The sequence below is a fragment of the Umezawaea sp. Da 62-37 genome (genome assembly GCF_032460545.1).
Taxonomy (GTDB): Bacteria; Actinomycetota; Actinomycetes; order Mycobacteriales; family Pseudonocardiaceae; genus Umezawaea.
In genome coordinates, this window is the sequence record NZ_CP135965.1 from 4782974 (window position 1) to 4804286 (window position 21313).

15 protein-coding genes are annotated in these 21313 nt (G+C 73.1%); 7 read left to right on the forward strand and 8 right to left on the reverse strand.

The window, feature by feature from the left end:
• Positions 1 to 154: 154 nt before the first annotated feature.
• The 5 genes from RM788_RS21515 to RM788_RS21535 are packed head-to-tail and all read right to left on the reverse strand — an operon-like array spanning position 155 to position 9562.
• The gene (locus RM788_RS21515) at positions 155 to 1711 is read right to left on the reverse strand and encodes a TNT domain-containing protein (RefSeq protein ID WP_315933508.1); all 1557 of its coding nucleotides are present in this window, start codon (positions 1709 to 1711) and stop codon (positions 155 to 157) included.
• Positions 1708 to 2184 carry a hypothetical protein gene (locus RM788_RS21520; RefSeq protein ID WP_315933509.1) on the reverse strand — a complete coding sequence of 159 codons (477 nt, stop codon included), beginning with the start codon at positions 2182 to 2184 and terminating at the stop codon, positions 1708 to 1710. The genes RM788_RS21515 and RM788_RS21520 overlap by 4 nt, the downstream gene beginning before the upstream one ends.
• Positions 2147 to 8728, reverse strand: a complete 6582-nt coding sequence (locus RM788_RS21525) for a WXG100-like domain-containing protein (RefSeq protein WP_315933510.1) — start codon at positions 8726 to 8728, stop codon at positions 2147 to 2149. The genes RM788_RS21520 and RM788_RS21525 overlap by 38 nt, the downstream gene beginning before the upstream one ends.
• A 10-nt stretch (positions 8729 to 8738) precedes the next feature.
• A complete protein-coding gene (locus RM788_RS21530) occupies positions 8739 to 9056 on the reverse strand; it encodes a WXG100 family type VII secretion target (RefSeq protein WP_315933511.1) in 318 nt (105 codons plus the stop codon).
• On the reverse strand, positions 9053 to 9562 hold the full coding sequence (locus RM788_RS21535) for a YbaB/EbfC family nucleoid-associated protein (RefSeq protein ID WP_315933512.1): 510 nt from the start codon (positions 9560 to 9562) through the stop codon (positions 9053 to 9055). Before RM788_RS21535 ends, RM788_RS21530 begins: the two co-directional genes overlap by 4 nt.
• 120 nt (positions 9563 to 9682) lie before the next feature.
• Between RM788_RS21535 and RM788_RS21540 the strand changes: the two genes are divergently transcribed.
• The 4 genes from RM788_RS21540 to RM788_RS21555 are packed head-to-tail and all read left to right on the forward strand — an operon-like array spanning position 9683 to position 12661.
• Complete coding sequence (locus RM788_RS21540) at positions 9683 to 10906, forward strand: MFS transporter (RefSeq protein WP_315933513.1); 1224 nt, start codon at positions 9683 to 9685, stop codon at positions 10904 to 10906.
• A 16-nt stretch (positions 10907 to 10922) separates the two neighbouring features.
• Entirely contained in the window at positions 10923 to 11780 is an 858-nt protein-coding gene (locus RM788_RS21545) for a bifunctional methylenetetrahydrofolate dehydrogenase/methenyltetrahydrofolate cyclohydrolase (RefSeq protein WP_315933514.1), read from the forward strand.
• A 19-nt stretch (positions 11781 to 11799) separates the two neighbouring features.
• Complete coding sequence (locus tag RM788_RS21550) at positions 11800 to 12093, forward strand: DUF3017 domain-containing protein (RefSeq protein ID WP_315934703.1); 294 nt, start codon at positions 11800 to 11802, stop codon at positions 12091 to 12093.
• A gap of 7 nt (positions 12094 to 12100) precedes the next feature.
• A complete protein-coding gene (locus RM788_RS21555; RefSeq protein WP_315933515.1) occupies positions 12101 to 12661 on the forward strand; it encodes a dihydrofolate reductase family protein in 561 nt (186 codons plus the stop codon).
• Here the strand turns inward: RM788_RS21555 and RM788_RS21560 are convergent.
• Positions 12658 to 13563: a TetR/AcrR family transcriptional regulator C-terminal domain-containing protein gene (locus tag RM788_RS21560; protein ID WP_315933516.1), complete on the reverse strand. Its 906-nt coding sequence runs from the start codon at positions 13561 to 13563 to the stop codon at positions 12658 to 12660. The genes RM788_RS21555 and RM788_RS21560 overlap by 4 nt on opposite strands.
• A 99-nt stretch (positions 13564 to 13662) precedes the next feature.
• Here RM788_RS21560 and RM788_RS21565 point away from each other — a divergent pair, with 99 nt between their 5' ends.
• Genes RM788_RS21565 through RM788_RS21575 form a run of 3 tightly spaced genes read left to right on the forward strand, consistent with a single transcriptional unit; the run spans position 13663 to position 18176 of the window.
• Complete coding sequence (locus tag RM788_RS21565; RefSeq protein ID WP_315933517.1) at positions 13663 to 14766, forward strand: FAD-dependent monooxygenase; 1104 nt, start codon at positions 13663 to 13665, stop codon at positions 14764 to 14766.
• 15 nt (positions 14767 to 14781) lie between these two features.
• The gene (locus RM788_RS21570) at positions 14782 to 16467 is read left to right on the forward strand and encodes an ABC transporter transmembrane domain-containing protein (protein ID WP_315933518.1); all 1686 of its coding nucleotides are present in this window, start codon (positions 14782 to 14784) and stop codon (positions 16465 to 16467) included.
• Positions 16464 to 18176, forward strand: coding sequence for an ABC transporter ATP-binding protein (locus RM788_RS21575; RefSeq protein WP_315933519.1), 1713 nt, complete (start codon positions 16464 to 16466; stop codon positions 18174 to 18176). The genes RM788_RS21570 and RM788_RS21575 overlap by 4 nt, the downstream gene beginning before the upstream one ends.
• Before the next feature lie 83 nt (positions 18177 to 18259).
• Here the strand turns inward: RM788_RS21575 and RM788_RS21580 are convergent, their stop codons facing one another.
• Together RM788_RS21580 and RM788_RS21585 are read right to left on the reverse strand one after the other, a co-directional pair.
• The gene (locus tag RM788_RS21580) at positions 18260 to 20542 is read right to left on the reverse strand and encodes a tetratricopeptide repeat protein (RefSeq protein WP_315933520.1); all 2283 of its coding nucleotides are present in this window, start codon (positions 20540 to 20542) and stop codon (positions 18260 to 18262) included.
• Positions 20539 to 21309: a S1 family peptidase gene (locus tag RM788_RS21585; RefSeq protein WP_315933521.1), complete on the reverse strand. Its 771-nt coding sequence runs from the start codon at positions 21307 to 21309 to the stop codon at positions 20539 to 20541. Before RM788_RS21585 ends, RM788_RS21580 begins: the two co-directional genes overlap by 4 nt.
• Between the last annotated feature and the right edge of the window lie 4 nt (positions 21310 to 21313).

Below are 21313 nucleotides of genomic sequence, written 5' to 3' on the forward strand. Positions count from 1 at the left end.
CCCCCTGCTGGGCCGATCAGAGCACCACACCGAGCCCGACCATAACCCGATCGGAGCGCACGCGAAAACCGAACTACCACAAGGGCCTGTTTCCCGGATCCGTGTTCGCGACAGCCGGGCCTGAGGCGGCTCTCATCGAACGAGATCCGGGAAACTACCCCTGCGGCACGGGCGGGATCGTCGTGGCTTCGGCCACCTCGACCAGGCTGCCGTCGGCGAGCAGGTCGCGCACCGACGTGACCAGGAAGTACCCGGTTCCGCCGCCCGGTTGGCCGAACCACGGGACCGCGATCCCGCCGACCGCCGGGATCGGCCGCTGCGCGCGGTAGACGTGGTAGCGGCGGTTGAGCCAGTCCGGCGGGAGCGAGCGGTTGCCGAACATCGTCCTGGCGGCGAAGACGAGGTTGCCGTTCTCGTCGCCGAACCGGTCGACCTCCGCGCCCGGCGGCAGCACGACCGGCAACCGGTCGCGCAGCAGCGACAGCGGCGGCTCGTCCGGCATCGGCTGGATGTCGGCCACCGGCACGGGCTGCGCGGGCGCCTGGGCCTGCGCCGGGGCGGGCGGGGGCACGGGCGGGGCCGCGGCGGGTCGGGCCCGCGCGGCGTCGAGCTCCGGGGACCAGAGCAGGGTGCCGAGCATGGTCTTGGCCGCGGCGGCCGCGTTGGGGAACACCGCGGGCCTGCCGGTCGGGCCGCGGTTCTCGTCCCAGAACTGGACCTGCCACCCGCTGTCGGTGCCCGGCGCGGGCTCGATCACGAGGGCGTCCATCCTGGGCTCCACGATCCCGTACTCGGCCGGGGGGACGCCGAAGTGCTCCAGCCGCGCCCGCAGCTGCTCCAGCGACGCGCGGTCGTGGTCGGCGATCTCGCGGGGCCGGTACTCCGGCAGCGGCAGCGACTCGGCGGCGCCGGTGGCGATCCGCGTGGCGGCCTGCCGGGCCTCCTCCTCGACCGGCGGCACGGCGTAGGCGTTGTCGTGGATGTGCCGCACGAGCTGCGGCACGGGGTTCACGTGGTGCTTGCGCAAGTAGTGCGGCACCGCGCCCGACCACACCCAGGTGCCGTCGGTGTGGAAGGTCAGCGGCACGTCCGGTTCGGCGCCGGGCTGGAGCAGGTCCTCGCCGAACCCGCGCGCGGCCAGCACCACGGGGGCGCCCTCCAGGTACTTCAGCACGTCCTCGCGGTCCTGCGGGTGCACGGCGGGGCGCGGGGCGATGGGCCTGCCCTGCTCGTCGCTGCCGTCGAACACCGGGGCCTCGTACAGGCCGTGGTCCGCCGCCTTGCCCGCGGTCCGGACCCAGTCCGGGATCTCGGCCTCGTCGCGCGGGAAGAGCTCCAGGTCCTCCTGGAAGTACTCCTCGGCGGGCCGGTGCGTCCACCGGGGTTCCTCGGCGCGGTTGTACTCGATCGAGTACGCGTTCGGGTGCGCCAGGTGGAAGCGCGCCGAGAACCAGGTGCCCATCCCCTCCCGGTACATGCCCGAGCGCAGTTCGAGGAAGAACGGCAGCGCCTCGTCCGGCAACGTCCACTCGACGGACTGGCCGTAGATGTTGAGGACCGACACCTGGGCGTCGACGAGGCTGCCGAGCGCCCGGAAGTCCAGGAACAGCTGGCTCCAGTCGCCGGGCAGGCGGTGGATGAGCAGGGTGGTGACCGAGCCGAGCACCGCGTTCTGGTCCTCGGGGGTCAGCCGTGGCTGCGTGGACGTCATGCCTTCTGCTCCTCGTCGCCTGCTTCGTCGAGCTTCGCGCGCAGCCAGTCCGGGACGAACGCGTCGTCGCGGGGGAAGACCTCCAGGTCCCGCGCCCAGAACTCGGCGGGGATCGGCGGCTCCCACAGCGGGTCGTGGTCCATGTTGTAGGAGATGTCCAGCCTGCCGGGCGCGTCCAGCGTGAGGCGCGCGGCGAACCACGTGCCCCGGCCGGGCGCGTACCCCAGCCGCCGCAGCTCGGCGAACAGCTTGGTGATCCCCTCGTGCGGGATCACCTCCGCGGTCCCGCCGTCCTCCAGGTACACGGCCAGCTCGAAGTCGTGCACCTTCGCGTTGAGCTTCACCAGCAGGTCGATCCGACGCCACCCCTCGGGTGCCACTTCGAGCAGCACGGCGCCGATCCGCTGCATCAGCTCTTCCTCGCGGTCGTCCGGCTCAGAAGTCGGATGGCCAGAGGGCTGCGTTGTGGTCATTCGGATAGCTCCTGACATGGATCTTGAAGCGACCGTCCGGCAGTGTCTCGCGCCACCGGGTCTGGTAAGTGTGCGGGTGATCCTGTCCTGGCTCGCGCAGCGCGAACGTGTCGACCAGCTCGATCGTGCCGCCGGAGTTCGCGACCAGCTCGGCGCGGTCCCGCTCCATTTGATACCAGGTGTCCTCGCGCACGAACGCGGGCCGCTCCCGCCCGCCCATGTTCTGGTCGCGCTGCTGGCTGGAGACGTTGACCAGCTCACCGGGGCCGCCGGACTCCTTGCCCTGGTGGTGGCCGCCGTCGGCGATGTTCCGGTTGTCCGGCAGCTTGCCCGCGAGCGCGCCCGCGTCGGTCTGCGCCTGGGTGTCGCGGCGCAGCTCCGTGCCGCCGCCGTACTCCGGGACGCCGCTGGTGGCGATCGTGTTGGCCCGGTCGTCGGTCAGGAACCTCCAGCGGCCGCTGTCCACGTCGTACACCGTCGTCGGCCGCGGGTTGTTCATCTCGGCGCTGAACGGCAGCGGGGCGTGCACGTGCGAGACCGCGCCGTCCTCGCCGCTCTGGACCGTGCTGTACGGGCCGCGCTCGTCGGCGAGGACGAACCGGGTGCCCGGCGGCAGGTCGCGGGCGACGAACGGGTCGTTCTGCGCGTAGGGCCGTTCGACGGCGGCGCGCTGCTCCGGCGTCCACCCCGAGGTGTCGCCCTCGACGTGGACGACCTTGACCTTGTCGCCCCCGGCGTCCAGTTCGGTGGTCTGGGTGAGCCGGACCTCGCCGTTGGCGGGCTCGGGCCAGACCGGCGTGGCCGCCGCGTCCGTGCCGTAGTACCCGTCGGCGGTGACGTCCGCGCCCTGCGGCGCGCGCGCCAGCTCGCTGCTGGTGCGGCCGCGCTGGCCGGACTCGGTCTCGACGTGGTTCAGGCCGGTGTCGTCGACGAACACCCGGCCGCGCACGCGGTCGCCGTCGGTGACGACGTACTCGGTGTCCGAGGCCAGCGGCTGCCCGTCGTGCTCGGTGAGCGGCCGGTTCTGCGGCAGGTCGGTGACGACGACCTGGTGCTGCGCCACCGGCCGCTCGTAGGTCACGCCCGGTTCGGGGCGGCCCTGCGCGTCGGTGGAGAACTCCTGGAACAGCGGACCGCGGTCGACGTTGTAGTTCGCGCCGGGGACCGGGTTCGCCAGCTCGGGGTTCGGGGCGTCGCCGAGCCGTTCGGGCGTGGCGACCCAGGCGGGCCTGCCGTCGCCGTCGGTCTGGACGGTGCCGCGGTGGTGACCCTCGGTGTCGGTGACGTCGAAGCGGGTGTTCGGCGGCAGGTCGGCGCGCGCGGTGAACGCCTCGCCCGGCCTCGGCGCCAGCGGGTCGCCGCGGCCGATCGTGCGCTCGCCGTTCGCGGGGGCGGGCGGCTCGGTGATCGTGACGGGCCGGTCGACCTCGACGGTCTGGCCGCCGATCCTGACCCGGTCGGTCTGCTGGAGCGGGGTGCCGTCGTCGCCCGCTACGAAAACGTCGTTGTGGTTGCCGACCCGCACGCGGTAGTCCGCGTCCGGGTGCGGGTGGGCGATCTCGGGGTTCACGCCGTCGCGGGTGTTCGGCGCGATGGCGTCGACGCTGACGGCGCCCTCGGCGTCCACGTGGACGGTCGAGCGCAGCTGCCCGTTCTCGTCGAGGACCCGGATGCTCGTGTCCGCCGGCAGCTCGCGGCCGTCGAACAGCGACTGGCCCTCGCTCATCCGCACGGTCTGCTCGTGCGAGGTGGTCGGCTCGGTCCACGGCGTCTGGACCTGCGGCTGGGTCGACCGGTCGGTGTCACCGCGGTGCGCGGAGTCGATCGTGTCGGCCAGGTCGCCCGTCGGGGTGTGGCCGGGCGGCAGGCCGTTCTCGCCGACCGGCGCGCTCGTGCCGTCCGGCTCGAACGCGTGCCAGCCGCCGTCCGGTGGGATCCGCGGGTGGCCGGAGGCGTCCGGCGCGCTGGAGTAGACGTTGCCGTTGCCGTCGGACCAGGCCAGGCTGTCCGGCGCGATCACCTGCTGGCCGGTCTCGCGGGCCACGTGCGCGGCCAGGCTGTTCTCGCCGCCCGTGCCCGCGTCGCAGCCGACGAACATGATCGGCCTGCCCGCGAGGTCCGGGTGGTTGTTGATCAGCTCGACCAGTTCGGCGCGGGTGTAGTGCGTGTCGCCGATCCGGACGCCGTCACCGGCGGTGTGCACGTCCAGCACGGCGTGGTCGCCGCCCGCCGGGATGCGCGAGGACAGCTCCTGGAGCCGCGGGTCGCTGTGCAGCGCGACGCCTGCCGGGGTGGCCTGGCTGGTGCGGATGGCCTGGTCGACGCGCGGGGAGACGTCGCCGAGCGGGACCGGGCCGTCGGTCGTCGGCGTGGTGGTGTCGTGGGTGGCCGCGGGGTCGGTGGTCGGGTTCGCGGTGGGGTCGTGCGGCGTGGTCGGGTCGTGGGTCGCCGCGGGGTCGTGGGTCGGGTCCGCGGTCGGGGTGTGGTCGTCGAAGGCGCCCGCGTGGGCGTCCGCGACGGTCGCCGTGTCGGGCTTGAGGACCGTGCCGTCGGCGGCGTGCGTGCCGAAGTCCGGCGGCAGGACGCGGCCGTCCGGCGGCGGCGCGGGCACCTCGTGCAGCACGCCGTTGTCGCGCAGGCTGTCCAGGTTCACCCGGCCGGTGGCGTCGGCGAGGCTCGGGTCGAACACCGGCTGGAGCTGGCGCGCCCCGCCGGGCTGGTCGAACGCGGGTGCCACGGTGGCCAGCTCGACCATCATGGGCTGGTCGAGCACGTAGACGTGGTAGCCCTTGCCCATGCTGTCCGGCAGGATCGCGCGCTCGCCGTAGCCGTAGGGCTGGCCGTCCGGCCGCAGCGGTGACAGGAAGTCGCCCTGCGGGCTGCCGAACCGGTCGAGGACCGTGCCCGCGGGCAGCTCCACGATCACGCGGGCACCCACGGCGCCCTGGTTCGGCGGCCAGTCGACGGGCCCGTTGACGGTGCCGTCGGTGGTGTGGTGCCGCATGAACTCGTCGAACGAGCCGTGCGGGCCGTAGGGCTGGTAGGTCGGCTCGACGATCGCCGCGACCCGCTGGTCGTACGTGCCGACCTCGCGGTCGGTCGGCCCGGTGCTCTCGTGCACCGGGACGTACGGGCCGTCCTGGGAGAAGCCGGGGACGACGCCCGCCGGGTTGCCCCAGGCGTTCTTGTGGGGGTCGACGGCCGGGTCCGCTGTGGGGCCCGCGGCGGGGTCCGCCGGGGTCGGGTCGGGGTCCGCGCCGCGGCTGGCGGGCGGCATCTCCTGGGGCCACTGGTGGCTGGAGACCGGCGAGCTGCCGTCCGGGTTCGGGGTGTGGGGCGGGGTCGCGTCCGGGGTCGGGTGCTGGGGGGCCTGGTGCTGCGGCTGGGCCTCGGTGCGGGGCTGGGGGGCTTCGTGGAGCGGGGTGCGGGCGTCGGGGACGCGGCCGTCCGGCGTGCCGGGGGTGCGCGGGTCTCGGCCGGGACTGGTGTCCGCGGGGCGCGAGGGGGCTTCCGACGGGGTGTTGCGGGCCGTGGGGGCAGGGTCGGGGCGGGTGTTCGCCGGGCCCGTCTGCTGCGGGGCGGCGTGTTGGGGAGCGGCGTGCTGCGGGGCGGCGCCGCCGGGCTGGGCACCGCCGGGCTGGGGGCCGAAACCGGGTTGCTGCGGGCCGAAGCCGCCGGGCTGCGGAGCGGGTGCGGAGCGGGGCTCCCGGGTCGTGTGGGTCGGGACCGCGTCGTGGAAGGCGGCGGGCGGCGCGGACGTCACCGAACTCGCGCCGACCGAGTCGACGCTGTGCGCGGGCCTCGTGGACTGGACGGGGGTCGCGGCAGGCTCGGTGAACAGGCCACCGGACATCGCCGGACCACGCCCACCCGCCGGACCACCGGCCTGGGGCGCGCCACCGGCGGGCGGCGGCACGAACCCACCGGCGGGCTGGCCAGCGGGCGACTGCGACGGTGCGTGCTCGACTGGGTGACCGGCCGCCGGACCGCCAGCGGGGGTGGTGTGGACGGCACTGGGCGCGGGGGCGAACCCGCTCGGCGCGGGGCTGGCCGCCGGGTGCGAGCTGACGGGTGCGTGGCTGTCGCCGGCGGGGCTGTGGGAACCGCCGGGAGCGGGGCTGGGGGTGCTGTGGGTGCCGGGGGTCGAGCCCGGCGAACTGAACCCGCCGGGGGTCGTGCTCGGGCCACCTGCGGACGGGTGCGAACCACCAGGAGTCGAACCGGGAGTGCTGTGCGCGCCGGGCGTCGAGCCGGGCGAACTGAACCCGCCAGGAGTCGTGCTCGGGCCACCTGCGGACGGGTGCGAGCCGCCGGGAGTCGAGCCTGGAGTGCTGTGCGTGCCGGGCGTGGAACCCGGCGAGCTGAAGCCGCCGGGAGTCGTGCTCGGACCACCCGCAGACGGGTGCGAACCACCAGGAGTCGAACCCGGAGTGCTGTGCGTGCCAGGCGTCGAACTGGGGGCGTTGTGAGAGCCGGGGGTCGAGCTGTGCGAACCGCCGGGGGTGGAGCCGGGAGCGCTGAACCCGCCGGGGTTGGAGCCGCCCGGAGTCGGGCCGCCCGCGGTCGGGTGGGCGGCCGACGGGCCACCGGGGGTGGGACCGGCGGCGTGCGCGCCGGGGGCGTTCGAGCCACCCAGCGGCGAACCGCCCGCGGTCGGATGCGCCGCCGACGGGCCACCGGGGGCCGAATGGGCGGCAGGTGCGCCGCCGGGGGTGGAACCGGCGGTGTGCGCGCCGAGGGCGTTCGAGCTGCCGGGTGTGGAGCCGGGGCCTCCGGCGGCGTGTGCGCCAGCGGGCACACCGCCCGCCGTCGGGGTTCCGCTCGCGGCGTGCGACCCGGCCGGACCGCCGGAAACCGGTGCTCCGCCAGGGGTCTGGCTGTGTGCGCCCGCGGGAGCCGGACCGCCGGGAGTCGAGGACGGCGCGCTGCCGCCAGGCGCGGAGCCGGGAGTGCTGTGGGAGCCGGGAGTCGGGCCGGCTCCGGTGGCGCTGTGCGAACCGCTGCCGGCGGTCCCACCAGGAGTGCTGCTGCCAGGAGTGCTGCCACCGGGTGTGGAGCCGGGGGTCGGGCCGCCTGTGGAGCTGGGTGAACTGCTGGGTGAGCTGCCGCCACCGGAAGTGCTGTGGGAGCCGCTGGGCGCCGGGCTCGGGGCGCTGGACGAGCCGCCTGCGGGAGCGGTGGGGGCGCCGAGCCTGCTGGTGACCGTCGACGGGGTCGAGCCGCCGGACGGGGAACCTCCGGACGGGGAGCCGCCGGGTGCCGAGCCGCCGGAGAAGCCGGTGGGTGCCATCGCGGGTGCCGGGGCGCCCGCGGGGGCGCGGTCCGGGGCGGGGCCGCCGGTGGTCGGGACGTGCGGGGTCGGGGCCGGAGGGGCCGCGACGGTCGAGGTGTTCGTGGTGTCGGTGTGCGGACGGGTCGGCGTGGGGGCGTCCGGGGCGCCCGAACCGCCGGTCGACGGGGTCGTGGGAGCCGGACCGCCGCCGGGGCCCGCGCCGTTGTCAGGGCCCGCGCCGTTGCCGGAACCGGTGCCAGGACCAGCGCCGTTGCCAGGACCAGTGCCGGAGCCAGGACCAGTGCCGGAGCCAGGACCAGAGCCAGGACCGGCGCCGTTGCCGCCGCTGGGACCCAGGTCCGGCGGACCACCGCCGGTGCCAGGGCCGAGATCGGGCGGCCCGCCCGGACCGCCGGGGTTCACGTGCGGGGCCTCGACGGTGTAGCCCTCCTTGGCACCGCCGATGCCGCCGGAGACCGCGCCGGACGTCGCGCCGAGCAGCACGTCCTTGGCGCTGATGTCCTGCCCCATCGCGACGGACGTGCCGACGGAGCTGACCGCGCCCTCGACCGCGCCGCGGGTGGCGCCGACGGCGACCTGGCCCGCCATGCCGCCGCCGGTGAACTTGACGCCGCCGGACACGCCGCCGACGAGACCGGACACGGCGCCGCTGACGGCGGCCTGGCCGGTCTTGCCCCAGTCCCAGTCCTTGCGCTCGCCGCTGAGCACCTGGATGCCCTGGATGGCCGCGTCGATGCCCACCGAGATCGCGACCTCCTTGAGGATCGCGATGATCAGCTGGCGGAACGTGAACTGGACGATGAGCCGGGTGGCCTGCTGGGCGATCGGGATGCCCGCCGAGGCCGTGCCGAACGTGGCGAACGCGGCGGCGATCAGCGCGGCGATCTCGATGGCCAGCGCGATCAGCGACGCGATGATCGACAGCTTGGTGTACTCGACCTCGAGCGCGGTGCCGTCGCAGCTCTCCGCGAGCTGCTCGCAGATCTTCTTGATCTTGGGCAGGTAGGACTCGTCGCCGTCGGAGAACTTCTTCCAGTAGTCCTCGAACGCCTTCGCCGACGCGCCGACCTGGCTGCCGACGACGGTGCTCGCCGCGCCGTTGCCCTGGTCGATGACGCCCTGCACGCCCTCGGCGGCGGCGCGGTACGCGTCGGCCATCCGGCGCAGGGCGGTCTCGTCGCCCTCCGGCCAGCTCTGCCCGACCACGATCGGGAAGAGCCAGGTGACCTCGCTCGGGATTTCGATGCCCACCCGGTGCCCCTCAGTAAGTCTTGGAAATGCCCGCGGAGTTGCCCTGGTCGGAGCCCTCGTACGCGTCGGCGGACTGGTCGATGCCCGTGCGGATGTCGCCGAGCGCCGTGGTCAGGTTCTTGAACGCGTCCGCCGTGGCCTTCGCGTTGGGCACGTACTCCTTGGCGAAGGTCTGCCCGGACTCGTCGCCTCCCCAGCACTGGCCTTCACCGCTGAGCGCGGAGTCGAGCGCCTGGAACACGCTGCCGAGGGCGTCGGCGGCGGAGCTGAACTGGGTCCCGCCCTGGCGGAGGCCCTGGACGTCCACCTCGAAGCCGCCGCCGGTCACCAGCCACCCCTGTCCATGACGCTGCCGCCCTCTTCTTCGTCGTCGGCCGGTCGCCTGCCGCGCTGCGGCGCCTGCGAGGCGGGCTGCGGCACCGGGGGGACCGGCGGGATCAGGTCGGCCAGCGACGGCACGCCGGGGAGCATCTCGGAGAGGTCGATGCTCGACCCCTGCTGCGCGTCGGTCAGCACCTCGTTGAGCTCGGTGCGGGACTTCGCGATGGCCTCGACGACCGTCTCGGTCGCCACGCGCGCCAGCTTGTCCGGCGTCGAGCGCTCGAAGGCGTTCGGCGAGAACTCCAGCGACGTCAACGCCCCCGAGGAGTCCACCCTCGCCGTGACGCTGCCGTCCCGCGAGGTGGCGCTGGCGGTGATCGCCATCGCCTTGGCCTGCGCCTCGCGCATCTCGGCTGTCTTGCGGTGCAACTCGGACATGAGCGAGTCCACCTGCTCGCGCATGGCGGCGTTGCGCGCCTCGAGCTCCGCCCTGCGGCCACTCGGATCGGTCACGGCCGTTCCCCTCGCTCACGTCGTCTTCGGTTCCTGACGCTGGAGAAGCGCGTCGGGTTCCCGTCGGCGTCCAGAAAAACTCGGCACCACTTCGGGGGTGGTCCCCGGCAGAGTAGGACTGTGCTGCGCCCCTACCGCCAACTGGCCGAAGTCCCCCACCTGATCTCCGTGCTGATCTGGTCGATGGTGGGGCGGGTGCACCTGACCGGCACCCCGCTCGCCCTGTCGTTCCTGGTGGCGGGGTGGACCGGGTCGTACGCCCTGGCGGGTGTGGTCGGCGGCGCGCTGACGCTCGGGCTGGGTGTCGCGGGTCCGGTGCGCGGCCGGGCGGCGGACCGGGCGCCCGCGAGCAGGCTGCTGGCGGTGGCGGGAGGCCTGTACGGCGCGGGCATCGCGCTGCTCGGGCTGCTGCCGACGATCCTGCCGTCGGGCGCGTGGCCGGTGGCCGTGGTGGTCGCGTTCCTCACGGGCCTGTGCACGCCGCCGGTGACCCAGCTGACCAGGGCGAGCTACCCGAGGATGGCCGCGGGTCCGGTGCAGCAGGCCGTCTACACGGTGGAGGCGTCGCTCCAGGAGGCCATGTACATCGTCGGGCCGATGACGGCCGCGACGCTGGTCGCGTTCGCCAGCCCGCGCACCGCGATCTGGGCGTGCGGCGTGCTGGCCGTGGCGGGCACGTTCGGGTTCCTGCTCGCGCTGCGCCGGGCCGGGCTGGACCAGCCGGTGCCCCCGACGGGGCAGCACAGCGGCCGGTCGCTGCTCAAGGACGGCAGCCTCGTGCTCGTGCTGGTCGCGGCGGTCTGCGTGGTGATGCCGCTGGTGACCGTCGACATGCTGATCATCGCGTGGGCCCGCGACCTCGGGCGGCCCGCGATGGCCGGGGTGCTGACGGCCGTGTGGGGTGTCGGGTCGGTGCTGGGCGGGCTGGTCGTCGGGGGTTTGGTCGGCCGGACCAACTTCCCGCTGCGGATGGCGATGCTGACGGCGGGCATGGCCGCGCTGATCCCCGTGCTGCCACCTGTCATGGTCCCGTCGTCGCCGTGGCTGCTCGGCGCGGTGCTGGTGGTCGGCGGCCTGGCCATCGCGCCCGCGATCGCCGCGAACAACGCGCGGATCGGCGACCTGGCCCCGGACGGCCGCAAGGCGGAGGCGTTCGGCTGGATGTCCATGGCCGGCACGGCGGGCGCGGCGCTGGCGCTGCCCACCGCCGGGTGGCTGCTCGACCACATCGGGCCCGCCGCGGCCGCCGGGTCGGCGACGGCGGTGGCCCTCGTCGGCACGGTGCTGGCGACCCGCGTGCGCGCGGCCGCGCCCGAGGTCGCCGAGGCCGGGACCAGCGCGTGATGCGAGGATGGGGCCCGTGACGGCGACGATCCTCAATGGCAGGGCCACCCGAGACGCGATCTTCGAAGACCTGCGGGAGCGGGTCACCGCGCTGGTCGGGCGGGGTGTGACGCCGGGTCTGGCGACCGTGCTGGTCGGCGACGACCCCGGCTCCCACTCCTACGTGAAGGGGAAGCACACGGCGTGCGCGAAGGTCGGCATCACGTCGATCCGCCGCGACCTGCCCGCCGAGACCACGCAGGCCGAGCTGGAAGCCGTCATCGACGAGCTGAACGCGGACCCGGCGTGCACCGCGTACATCGTGCAGCTGCCGCTGCCCAAGCACCTCGACGCGAACGCGATCCTGGAGCGCATCGACCCGGCCAAGGACGGCGACGGCCTGCACCCGACCAACCTGGGCAAGCTGGTGCTGGGCGAGACCGCTCCCCTGCCCGCCACCCCGCGCGGCGTCGTGGAGCTGCTGCGCCGCTTCGACGTGCCGATCGCGGGCGCGAACGTGACCGTGGTCGGCCGCGGCGTGACCGTGGGCCGCCCGATCGGGCTGCTGCTGACCCGCCGCTCCGAGAACGCGACCGTGACCCTGTGCCACACCGGCACGAAGGACCTGGCCGCCGAGGTGCGCCGCGCGGACATCGTGATCGCGGGCGCGGGCAGCCCCGGCCTCATCACCGCCGACATGGTCAAGCCCGGCGCGGCCGTGGTCGACGTCGGCATCACCCGCACCGAGGCGGGTCTGGTCGGCGACGTGCACCCGGACGTGGCCGAGGTCGCCGGGTTCCTGGCGCCGATCCCCGGTGGCGCGGGCCCCATGACCATCGCGATGCTGCTGGCCAACACGGTCGAAGCCGCCGAGCGCTCGCTCGAGACGGCGTAGGGCGGAAGCGGTGGAACTGATGCCGGAGCAGCGCTGGCGGTCGGCGGCGGGTCAGCACCTGCCGTTCGCGCTGGTGCTGGGCGTGACCCTGCTGGGTCTCGTGCGGATCGTGCAGTACCACTGGCGCCAGGGCGTGGTCCTGATCGGCATCGCGCTGCTGCTCGCGGCGCTGCTGCGGGTGCTGGTGACCGACGAGCAGGCGGGCCTGATCGCCATCCGCGGCCGGGGGGTCGACGCGATGCTGTACTCCGGACTCGGCGTGGCGGTGATCGTGGTGGCGATGACGATCACCGGCGGGCCCTTCAGCAGGTAGGGATCGGATGCGGAAACTGACCTACTACGTCGCGACGTCGCTGGACGGCTTCATCGCGACCGCCGACGGCGCTTTCGACGTCTTCCCGGTCGAGGGCGACCACATCGAGATGATCTTCGAGGAGTACCCGGACACGCTGCCGGGCGCGGGTCGGGAGATGCTCGGCATCGACCCGCCGAACGCGAACTTCGACACGGTGCTGATGGGGCGGGCGACCTACCAGGTGCCCGGCGGAGGGCCCAGCCCCTACCCGCACCTGCGGCAGTACGTGGTGTCGAAGACGCTCACGGGCACGCCTCCCGAGGTCGGGGTGATCTCCGACGACGTGCTGGGGAAGGTCCGCGAGCTGAAGGCCGAGGACGGGCTGGGCATCTGGCTGTGCGGCGGCGGCAAGCTGGCCGCGGCGCTGCTGCCGGAGATCGACGAGCTCGTGCTGAAGGTGAACCCGGTCGTCCTGGGCACCGGCGTCCCGCTGTTCGACGGGGAGTTCCCGGTGGAGCGGTTCACGCCGGGGCCGCCGCGGGTGTTCGCGAGCGGCGTGGTCGTGACGACGTACGCGAAGGCCTAGCGGAACAGCACCGCGAAGCCGTCGAGCAGGCGCTGGAGACCGAACTCGAACACCTCGTCGAGGTCGAAGTCGAACGACTCGGAGACCATCCGGGTGAACGCCGGGAACGCCCCCGAGTCGATGGCCGGGCCGAACAGGTCCTCCTGCGCCTCGACCCACTGGTCGGCGGACAGGCCGGTGTCGGCCTCGGCCAGCACCTCGGGCTCGATGTTCACCGCCGTTCCCCGCACGTAGCCGAACAGCGTGATGTGCGCCTGGAAGACCGTGGACGGCCGCTGGCCGTGGTCCTCGAGGGCGCGCATCACCCACTCCGCGTGGTGCAGGAGGTTCGGCATCGGCTGCGGACGGGTCAGCGAGACGATCGACGGCAGCCACGGGTGCGCGCGGTAGGCGGCCCACTGCATCCTGGCCACCAGCTCCAGCTGCGCCCGCCACGTCGGCGGCGGCACCGCGGGCAGCCGGTGGCGCGCGAACACCGCGTCGGCCATGAGCAGCGCCAACTCCTCCCGGCCGCGCACGTGCTTGTAGAGCGACATGGTCGGCACGCCCAGCTCCGCGGCGACCGTCCGCATCGAGAGCGCGGCGAACCCGGCCCCGTCGGCCAGGTCGATCGCCGCCTGGACGACCCGGTCGCGGGTCAGGTGGGCGCTCGCGTCCCGGCGCGGGGCCGACCGCCTGCTCGGCGCGGGCGTGGCGACGACCGTGCCGACCCTCGGCACCGCGCGGACCAGGCCCTCGTCGCTCAGGGCCGCGACGACCCTGGTGGCCGTCGCCATGGCGACGCCGAACTCGGCGGCGATGCCGCGCACGGACGGCACCCGGCTGCCCGGCGTGAGTTCCCCGGCCTCGATCCGGCGCTTCAGCTCGGCGGCGATCCTGAGGTAGGGCGGATCCTCGGCCACAACGTCCCCCTGCACTAGTGCAGAAACCCGCGTTTCCCCTTGGGAACGGCATTTCTGCGACTTTGTACATCGTACCCAGGCGACGACGTGGAGGTTTCGATGAAGGTGCTGATCTCGGGGGCGGGCGTGGCGGGTCCGGTGCTGGCCCACTGGCTGCGGCGCGGCGGCTTCGCCCCGACCGTCGTGGAACGGGCGCCCGCGCCGCGCGTCGGCGGGCAGGCGATCGACGTGCGCGGCGTCGCGCTGGAGGTCGTCGACCGGATGGGGCGGCTGGAGGACCTGCGGGCCGCGGCCACGAACATGCGCGGGATGTCGTTCGTGGACGACGACGGCGCGGAGGTCATGCGCAGCACGGAGGAGACGCTGACCGGCGGCGTGATCGGCAGCCCGGACGTGGAGGTTCTGCGCGACGACCTGAGCGCGCTCCTGCTGCGCGGCGGCGAGGACGACGTCGTGTTCGGCGACTGGATCACCGCGCTCGACGAGCACGAGGACGGCGTGCGGGTCGCGTTCGGCAGCGGCCGGGTGGAGGAGTTCGACCTCGTCGTCGGCGCGGACGGGCTGCACTCGTCGGTGCGGGCGCTGGTGTTCGGCGAGGAGTCGCGGTACCTGCACCACCTCGGCGTCTACCTGTCGGTGTTCACCACGCCGAACTTCCTCGACCTCGACCACTGGCAGGTGTTCCACCGCACCGAGGGCCGGATGTCCGGCGTCTACAGCGCGCGCGGTAACACCGAGGCCCGCTCGATGCTCGGGTTCGAGTCGCCGCCGCTGGACTTCGACCACCGCGACCTCGCCCGGCAGCGGGAGCTGGTCACCGAGCGCTACGAGGGCGTCGGCTGGGAGACGAAGCGGCTGCTGGGGTTCATGGAGGAGGCGCCGGACTTCTACTTCGACTCGATGAGCCAGGTGCGGATGGAGCACTGGTGGCGCGGCCGGGTCGCGCTCGTCGGTGACGCGGGCTACTGCGGGTCGCCGCTGTCCGGGCAGAGCACGAGCGCCGCGATCGTCGGCGCCTACGTGCTGGCGGCCGAGCTGAAGGCCGCCGGGGGCGACCACCGGGCGGCGTTCCCGCGCTACCAGGAGGTGCTGCGCGACTACGTGGCGCGCAACCAGGCGCTGGCCACGGACACCCCCGGCGAGCAGGCGACGCCGGAGAGGTTGGCGGCCGCCGCGAACGCCCTGGAGTTGCCCGACTGCTGACCTAGGGTGAGGATCATGCGCCCGCGCGTCCCGTACGACGACCCCGGCACGCCGGACGCCCGCGGTCCGGCCCGCTACCTGTGGTGGCTGGTGGTGGCCCAGCGCGGTCGGGTGGCGATCGGGGTCGTGGTCAGCAGCACGTGGATGGTGCTGCTGACGCTGCCGCCGCTGATCATCTCCCGTGCCGTCGACGAGGGGCTGCGGGCGCGGGACACCGGGGCGCTGGTCCGGTGGTCGGCGGCGCTGCTGGGGATCGCCGCGCTGAACGCGGTGCTCGGCATGCTGCGGCACCGGGTGATGTCGTTCATCCGGATCGACGCCTCCTACCGGACGGTCCAGGTCGTGGTCCGCCAGGTGGTGCGGTTGGGCGCCGCGCTGCCGCGCCGGGTGTCGGCGGGCGAGGTGGTGAACATCGGCAGCACCGACGTCGGGCACATCTCGCGGGTGATGACGACGACCGGGCCCGGTGTCGGCGCGGTGGTGGCGTTCTTCGTGGTCGCCGTGCTGCTGCTGGAGGTGTCGCCGACGCTGGCGCTGGTGGTGCTGGTCGGCGTGCCGCTGATGATGGGGCTGCTCGTGCCGCTGCTGAACCGGTTGCAGGCCACCGAGACCGGCTACCGCGTGGACCAGGCGGCGGTGACGGCCCGCGCGGGCGACATCGTGTCCGGGCTGCGGGTGCTGTGCGGGATCGGCGGCAAGGACGCGTTCGCGGGGCGGTACCGCACGGCGTCGCGGGCGTTGCAGGCGCAGGGGTACCGGGTGGGGGCGGTGACGAGCTGGATCCAGGCGCTGGGCCTCGGGCTGCCGTCGCTGTTCCTCGCGGTGGTCACCTGGCTGGCCGCGCGGATGGCCGCGACCGGCGGGATCACGGTCGGCGGGATGATCGCGGTGTACGGGTACGTGGCGGTGCTGATCACGCCGGTGTACTTCCTCATCGAGGGCGCCCAGGACATCAGCCGCGGCCTGGTCGCCGCGCGCCGGGTGGTGCGGCTGCTGGTGCTGGCGCCCGACGTCGACGAGGGCGGTCCGCGCACGCCCGGTCCGACCGGCCCCGCCGACCTGCGCGACCCGGACTCCGGGCTGGTCGTGCCCGCCGGGCGGATGCTCGCCGTCGCGGCCGCCCGGCCGTCCGACGCGGTGGAGGTGGTCGACCGGCTCGGCCGGTACGTCGACTCCGGCGCCACGTGGGGGTCGGTGCCGCTGGCCGCGATGGGGATCGACGAGGTGCGCCGCCGGATCCTGGTGGCGGACAACGACGCCCACCTGTTCGCGGGCGCGCTGCGGGAGGCCGTGGCGGGCCGGGAGGACCCCGACGACGAGGCCATCACCGCCGCCGTGCGCACCGCGGCCGCGGCGGACGCCGTGCCGGACGGGCTGGACTCCGAGGTGGACGAGCAGGGGCGGACGCTGTCCGGCGGCCAGCGGCAGCGGCTGCGGCTGGTGCGGGCGTTGCTGGCCGACCCCGACGTGCTGCTGCTGGTCGAGCCGACCTCTGCGGTCGACGCGCACACCGAGGCGCTCATCGCGTCCCGCGTGCACGCGGCCAGGAAGGGGCGGACGACCGTGGTGACCAGCACGTCCCCGCTGCTGCTCGACCAGGCGGACGAGGTGGCCTACCTGGTCGACGGCCGGGTCGTGGCGACCGGCACCCATCCGGAACTGCTGGCGCACCCCGGCTACCGCGGGCTGGTGTTCCGGTGAGACTGCCGGTCGCGGACGCGGCCGGGACCCGGCGCGCCATCGGGCGGCTGATCCGCGCGGACGGCCGGGCGGTGGCGCTCGTGGTGCTGCTCAACTGCCTGGCGGCCGCGGCCGGGCTCGGGGCGCCCTGGCTGCTCGGACGGATCGTCAACGAGGTCCACGACGGCACCCCGGTGTCCACTGTGGACGAACTGGCTCTCGGCATCGTCGGGTTCGGCGTCGCGCAACTGCTCCTGATCCGGTTCGCCCGGTACGCGGGGCACCGGTTCGGCGAGCGGGCGCTGTCGTCGTTGCGCGAGCAGGTCGTCGACCGCGCGCTGGCGCTGCCGACGGCGGTGGTCGAACGGGCGGGCACCGGCGACCTGATGACCCGCAGCTCCTCCGACGTGGCGACGATCGGCACCACCCTGCGCGACGGCGTGCCCGAGGTGTTCATCTCCGTGGTGCAGGTGGTCTTCCTGTTCGGCGCGGTGTTCCTCCTGCACCCGCTGCTGGGGTTGTGCGGCCTGGTGGCCTCGCCGGTGCTGTGGCTGAGCACCCGCTGGTACCTGCGGCGGGCGCGCGACGCCTACCTCGCCGAGGCGCGGGCCAACTCCGAGCAGGCCGAGCACCTCGCCGCCACGGCGCAGGGCGCGCGGACCGTGGAGGCGCTGGGGTTGCAGCGGCGGCGGATCGCGAGCGGCGACGAGCGGATCGCGATCGGCATGGCGGCCAAGTGCCGGACCCTGGTGCTGCGCAACGTGTGGTTCCCGATCCTCGACTTCGCCCACGCGCTGCCGGTGGCCGCGATGCTGCTGGCCGGCGGCTGGCTGCACACCCGCGACGTGGTCAGCCTCGGCGCGGTGATCTCCGCGACGCTCTACATGTGGCAGCTCCACGACCCGTTCGACCGCGTGTTCCAGTGGGCCGACCAGTTGCAGACCGGCGGTGCCGCGCTGGCGCGGATCGAGGGCGTGGGAGCGGCCGTCGTGCAGGGGCCGGTGCGCACCGACGTGCCGGTCGACGACCGGCTGGTCGTCTCCGGCGTGCACTACGCCTACCGCGAGGGTCACGACGTGCTGGTCGACGTCGACCTGGTGGTGCGCCCCGGTGAACGGCTGGCGATCGTCGGGCCGTCGGGGGCCGGGAAGTCGACGCTCGGCAGGCTCCTGGCCGGTGTCGACGCACCGCGGCTCGGCCGGGTGGCGGTCGGCGGCGTGCCGGTGGCGGAGCTGCCCCCGGCGGAGTTGCGGCGGCGGGTGGTGCTGGTCACCCAGGAGCACCACGTGTTCCTGGGCACCTTGCGGGACAACCTGTTGATGGCGGCGCCGCACGCCGACGACAACGCCATGCGAGCGGCTTTGTCCACAGTGGACGCGGACTGGGCGGACGACCTGGACCGCGAGGTCGACGACCGGGCGCTGGACCCGGCGCAGGCGCAGCAGCTGGCGTTGGCGCGGGTGGTGCTGGCGGATCCGCGCACGGTGGTGCTGGACGAGGCGACCGCCCTGCTGGACCCGACCACGGCCCGGCACGCGGAACGCGCGATGGCGGCGGTGCTGGAGGGCCGCACCGTGATCGCCATCGCGCACCGCCTGCGCACCGCGCACGACGCCGACCGGGTGGCGGTCATCGACGACGGGCGGATCATCGAGCTGGGGAGCCACGACGAGCTGGTCGCGGCGCAGGGGGTCTACGCGGCGCTGTGGAAGTCCTGGCAGGGCGGTTAGCAGCACACCTGCACCGCTGTCGTGAAAAAGCCCAGAACAGGCACTGCAATGCCGTTGCGGGAGTCTTTTCCATGGTGCTGCGCCTAGTCCGTCGGCTCCGCCGCTCCGCCGTCACGCAGCGTCTCGACCGCCAACAGGCACTGCTCAAACTCTGCCGAATAGCGGTTGGGGTTCGCGGTGACCAGTTCGCTCCACATCGCGGTTGCCTCGATGAGCACGGCCAGTTGGTCGCCAGGCCGGTTGCTCCTACCCAGGTGATCGGCGAGGTTCTCCAGTGACAGGGCCAAGTCCAGTAGGTGGTGGCGGTCAACAGCGACCAGCCTGCGGTGATGGGCGACAGCCTCGCGGGCCGCGTGCAACGCACTGCGAAGACGGCCTGCCTCCGACAGGCAAACGGAGAACACGACCAGTGCTTGCGCGAGGTCCTCGCGATGCTCGTTGAACGCGGTCGAGACGAGGGTTCGGCAGAGGTCGACGGCTTCCTCGGCCGTCGCCAGCGAATCGGCCGCTTGGCCCTCCGCAAGCATGGCCAACGCGAGGTTGGCAAGTGAGCGGACCAGTTCGGACTGCTGTGCGTCGTTGTCCGGTCCCGCCGCGCCGCGGCGCAGGGCGACGGCTTCCGCAGCCGCGGCTACCGCTTCGGATGCTCGATCGAGGATTCGGAGGCTGACACTCGCGTTGTTGAGCGTTCGCGCGAGGTTGGGGTGATGGGCAGAAGGGGTGTCCCGTGACAGGACGCGCCAGATCCGCGTGGCCTCGTCGAAGCACTTGACCGCCTCCGAGTCGTTCCCGACCCCCGAGAGGCACACACCGAGGTTGTCCAGTGACCTGCCCAGGTCGACAAGGTGCCGGGGATCATCTTCTGCAAGAGGTCTCCACGCAAGCATGGCGCGACGGGCCGCGGACACGGCTTCGACGTGGTCACCGGATCTCCAGCTCATCAGGGCCAGATCTGCCAGTGCCCTGACCACGTCGAGCTGTCCGTGTTCCGCCGATGTCGCCGCCCCGGACTCGTGGTGCAGTACGTCGGCCGCCTGGTCGAACGAGAGGTACTCGTCGTCGAAATCCCACTTGGTCGCCGTCCTGCGCTTGGTGAGGACGGTGCCACCGGCCCCGTCGTCGTCCTCCTCGTCGAACAGCCACGCCTGGCACACGCGACGTTCCTGGTTGAGCACAAGCGTGGACGGGTGCCCTTCACCGAGGACTGCGGCCGAGCGGCTCGTCGCGAGTTCGAGACTTTCCAGCGCGCGGGCCGCGAAGTCACGGGAGCCCGCGAGCCTGGCCAACTCGAACTCCGCAGAGGCGAGGTTCGACAACGCGGTCAACGATTGGGGGTGTCCAGTCCCCAGCACCAAGGCCGTGCGCTCGGCTGCGGCGACAAGTTTCGGCAGTGCTGAGTGCGCGGCAACGGTCGAACGGCTCACCCTGGCCAGTTCGAATTCCGCCGACGCGAGGTTCGACAGCGCGGTCAGGCATTGAGGGTGGTCCTCACCCAACACGGAGCACGTGGATGCCGCGGCTTCCGCCAGAGTCGCGACAGCTGCTCGGACCTGATCGCTCTCCCGGCTGTCACGAGCGACCTGGAACTTGGCCGCAGCCAGGTTGACCTGCGCGACAAGGGTTTGCGGGTGAGTCGTCCCGAGCGTCGCCGAGCAGCGGAGCAGACCGACCTCCAGAGCGTCGATCGCCTGGTCCGCACGGGCAGGCGAATGCCGCGAACGCGCGAGCTCGAACTCCGTCGCCATCGCCGCGGTGAACGCCCCCAACGCGATCGGGTGGTCTTGGTGGATCCGGGTCACCAGGCCCACGACCGCGTCCCGTTGGGCCACAGCGGCGCTTTCCAGAGCAGCGCGGTCCGAACGGGCTCTGGCGATCAGTGAACCCACCGCCGCGAGGAGCGCCGCGGCGCCCTCGTTGTCGGGTGTCCGTGCTCGTGCCCACCTGGCGGCCTTGTCGATCTTTCCGCGCAGCGCGTTCACGGCGGCCAGGTTCGCGATGACGGTCGTGCGCAACGGCGACCCCAGCCGTCCAGCGTCGATGTGGGCGTCCTCCAGCAGCGATTCCGCCAAGGCGTAGTCACCTCGCTCGGCCGCCAGTACTCCGCGCAGGTTCTGCAACCTGAGATCTTCGGTGTTGTCGGCGTCCGAGAGCGCTGCGGTGATAAGCGCGTCGACGCTGTCTACGGCACCGATCCGGTTCAACGCCTTGGCGCACCTGGATACTCGGTCGAACTCGAAATGCGTCGACGACAGCGAAAGCTCGACGACCACGGCCCTGAGAACCTTGACAATGGGCCCGTGCGCTTCGCTCCCCCGTTCAACCAGGTGATCAGCGAGTCGTTGTGCCACAGCCAAGAGGTCACTCATGGCAACTTCCTCCGAATGGCTCCGTCGATGACGCTTCGGGCGATGTGCAGCTTGATACCCGCCATCTGGTCACCCGTGAGCATCGCGTCCCCTTGCCACTGGTCGCTGCTCTCCATGAGTTCTTTGCCGAGGTTGATCAGCTCATTCGTCGTGGACGGATCACGAAACGCGTTGATCAGGTTGGCGTTGTGGAGCTGGTCGAACCTGTTGATCACTTCGCTGACGGTCGCGGCGAACAGGACGTTCGACGCGCGCTCGGGATACTGCCGATCGGGATACTGCTCCAGCAGCACACCGACAAGCCGTTGTTCGCCTCGGGTGCTCCGTTCGACCGGACCACCGGAGTAACCGGAGTAGTCGCCGAGCACGGTGTCGGTGCGCAGTTGCAACGCCGTCAACTCGGCTCCGCCTTCGCAGGTGAACTGCGTCGCGGATGCCACGATTTCCCCGCTGAGCTGCGGATCGGTCGGTTTGGGTCTGCTGGGTACCCGCCAGGGGTCGAACACCGAGCACGTGTCGACGACCGGTGACCGCACCGGGGACCGCTCGCCCAGCATGATCAGTGCGAGGTCGGCATCCGGCAACCGGGTCTGCACCTGGGCGGACCGGACGGTGCGGTCGGCGAACACCACGCCGACATCGCGCACAGCGGTGGGCAGGTTCCGCAGGCAGTGCTCGGCGGTCACCAGGAAACGGCCGGTGAGGAGGAACCCCGCGCCAAGTTCGACCTCGCCGTGCCGCAGTGCCACCCAGTACTCGTGGACCACCGCC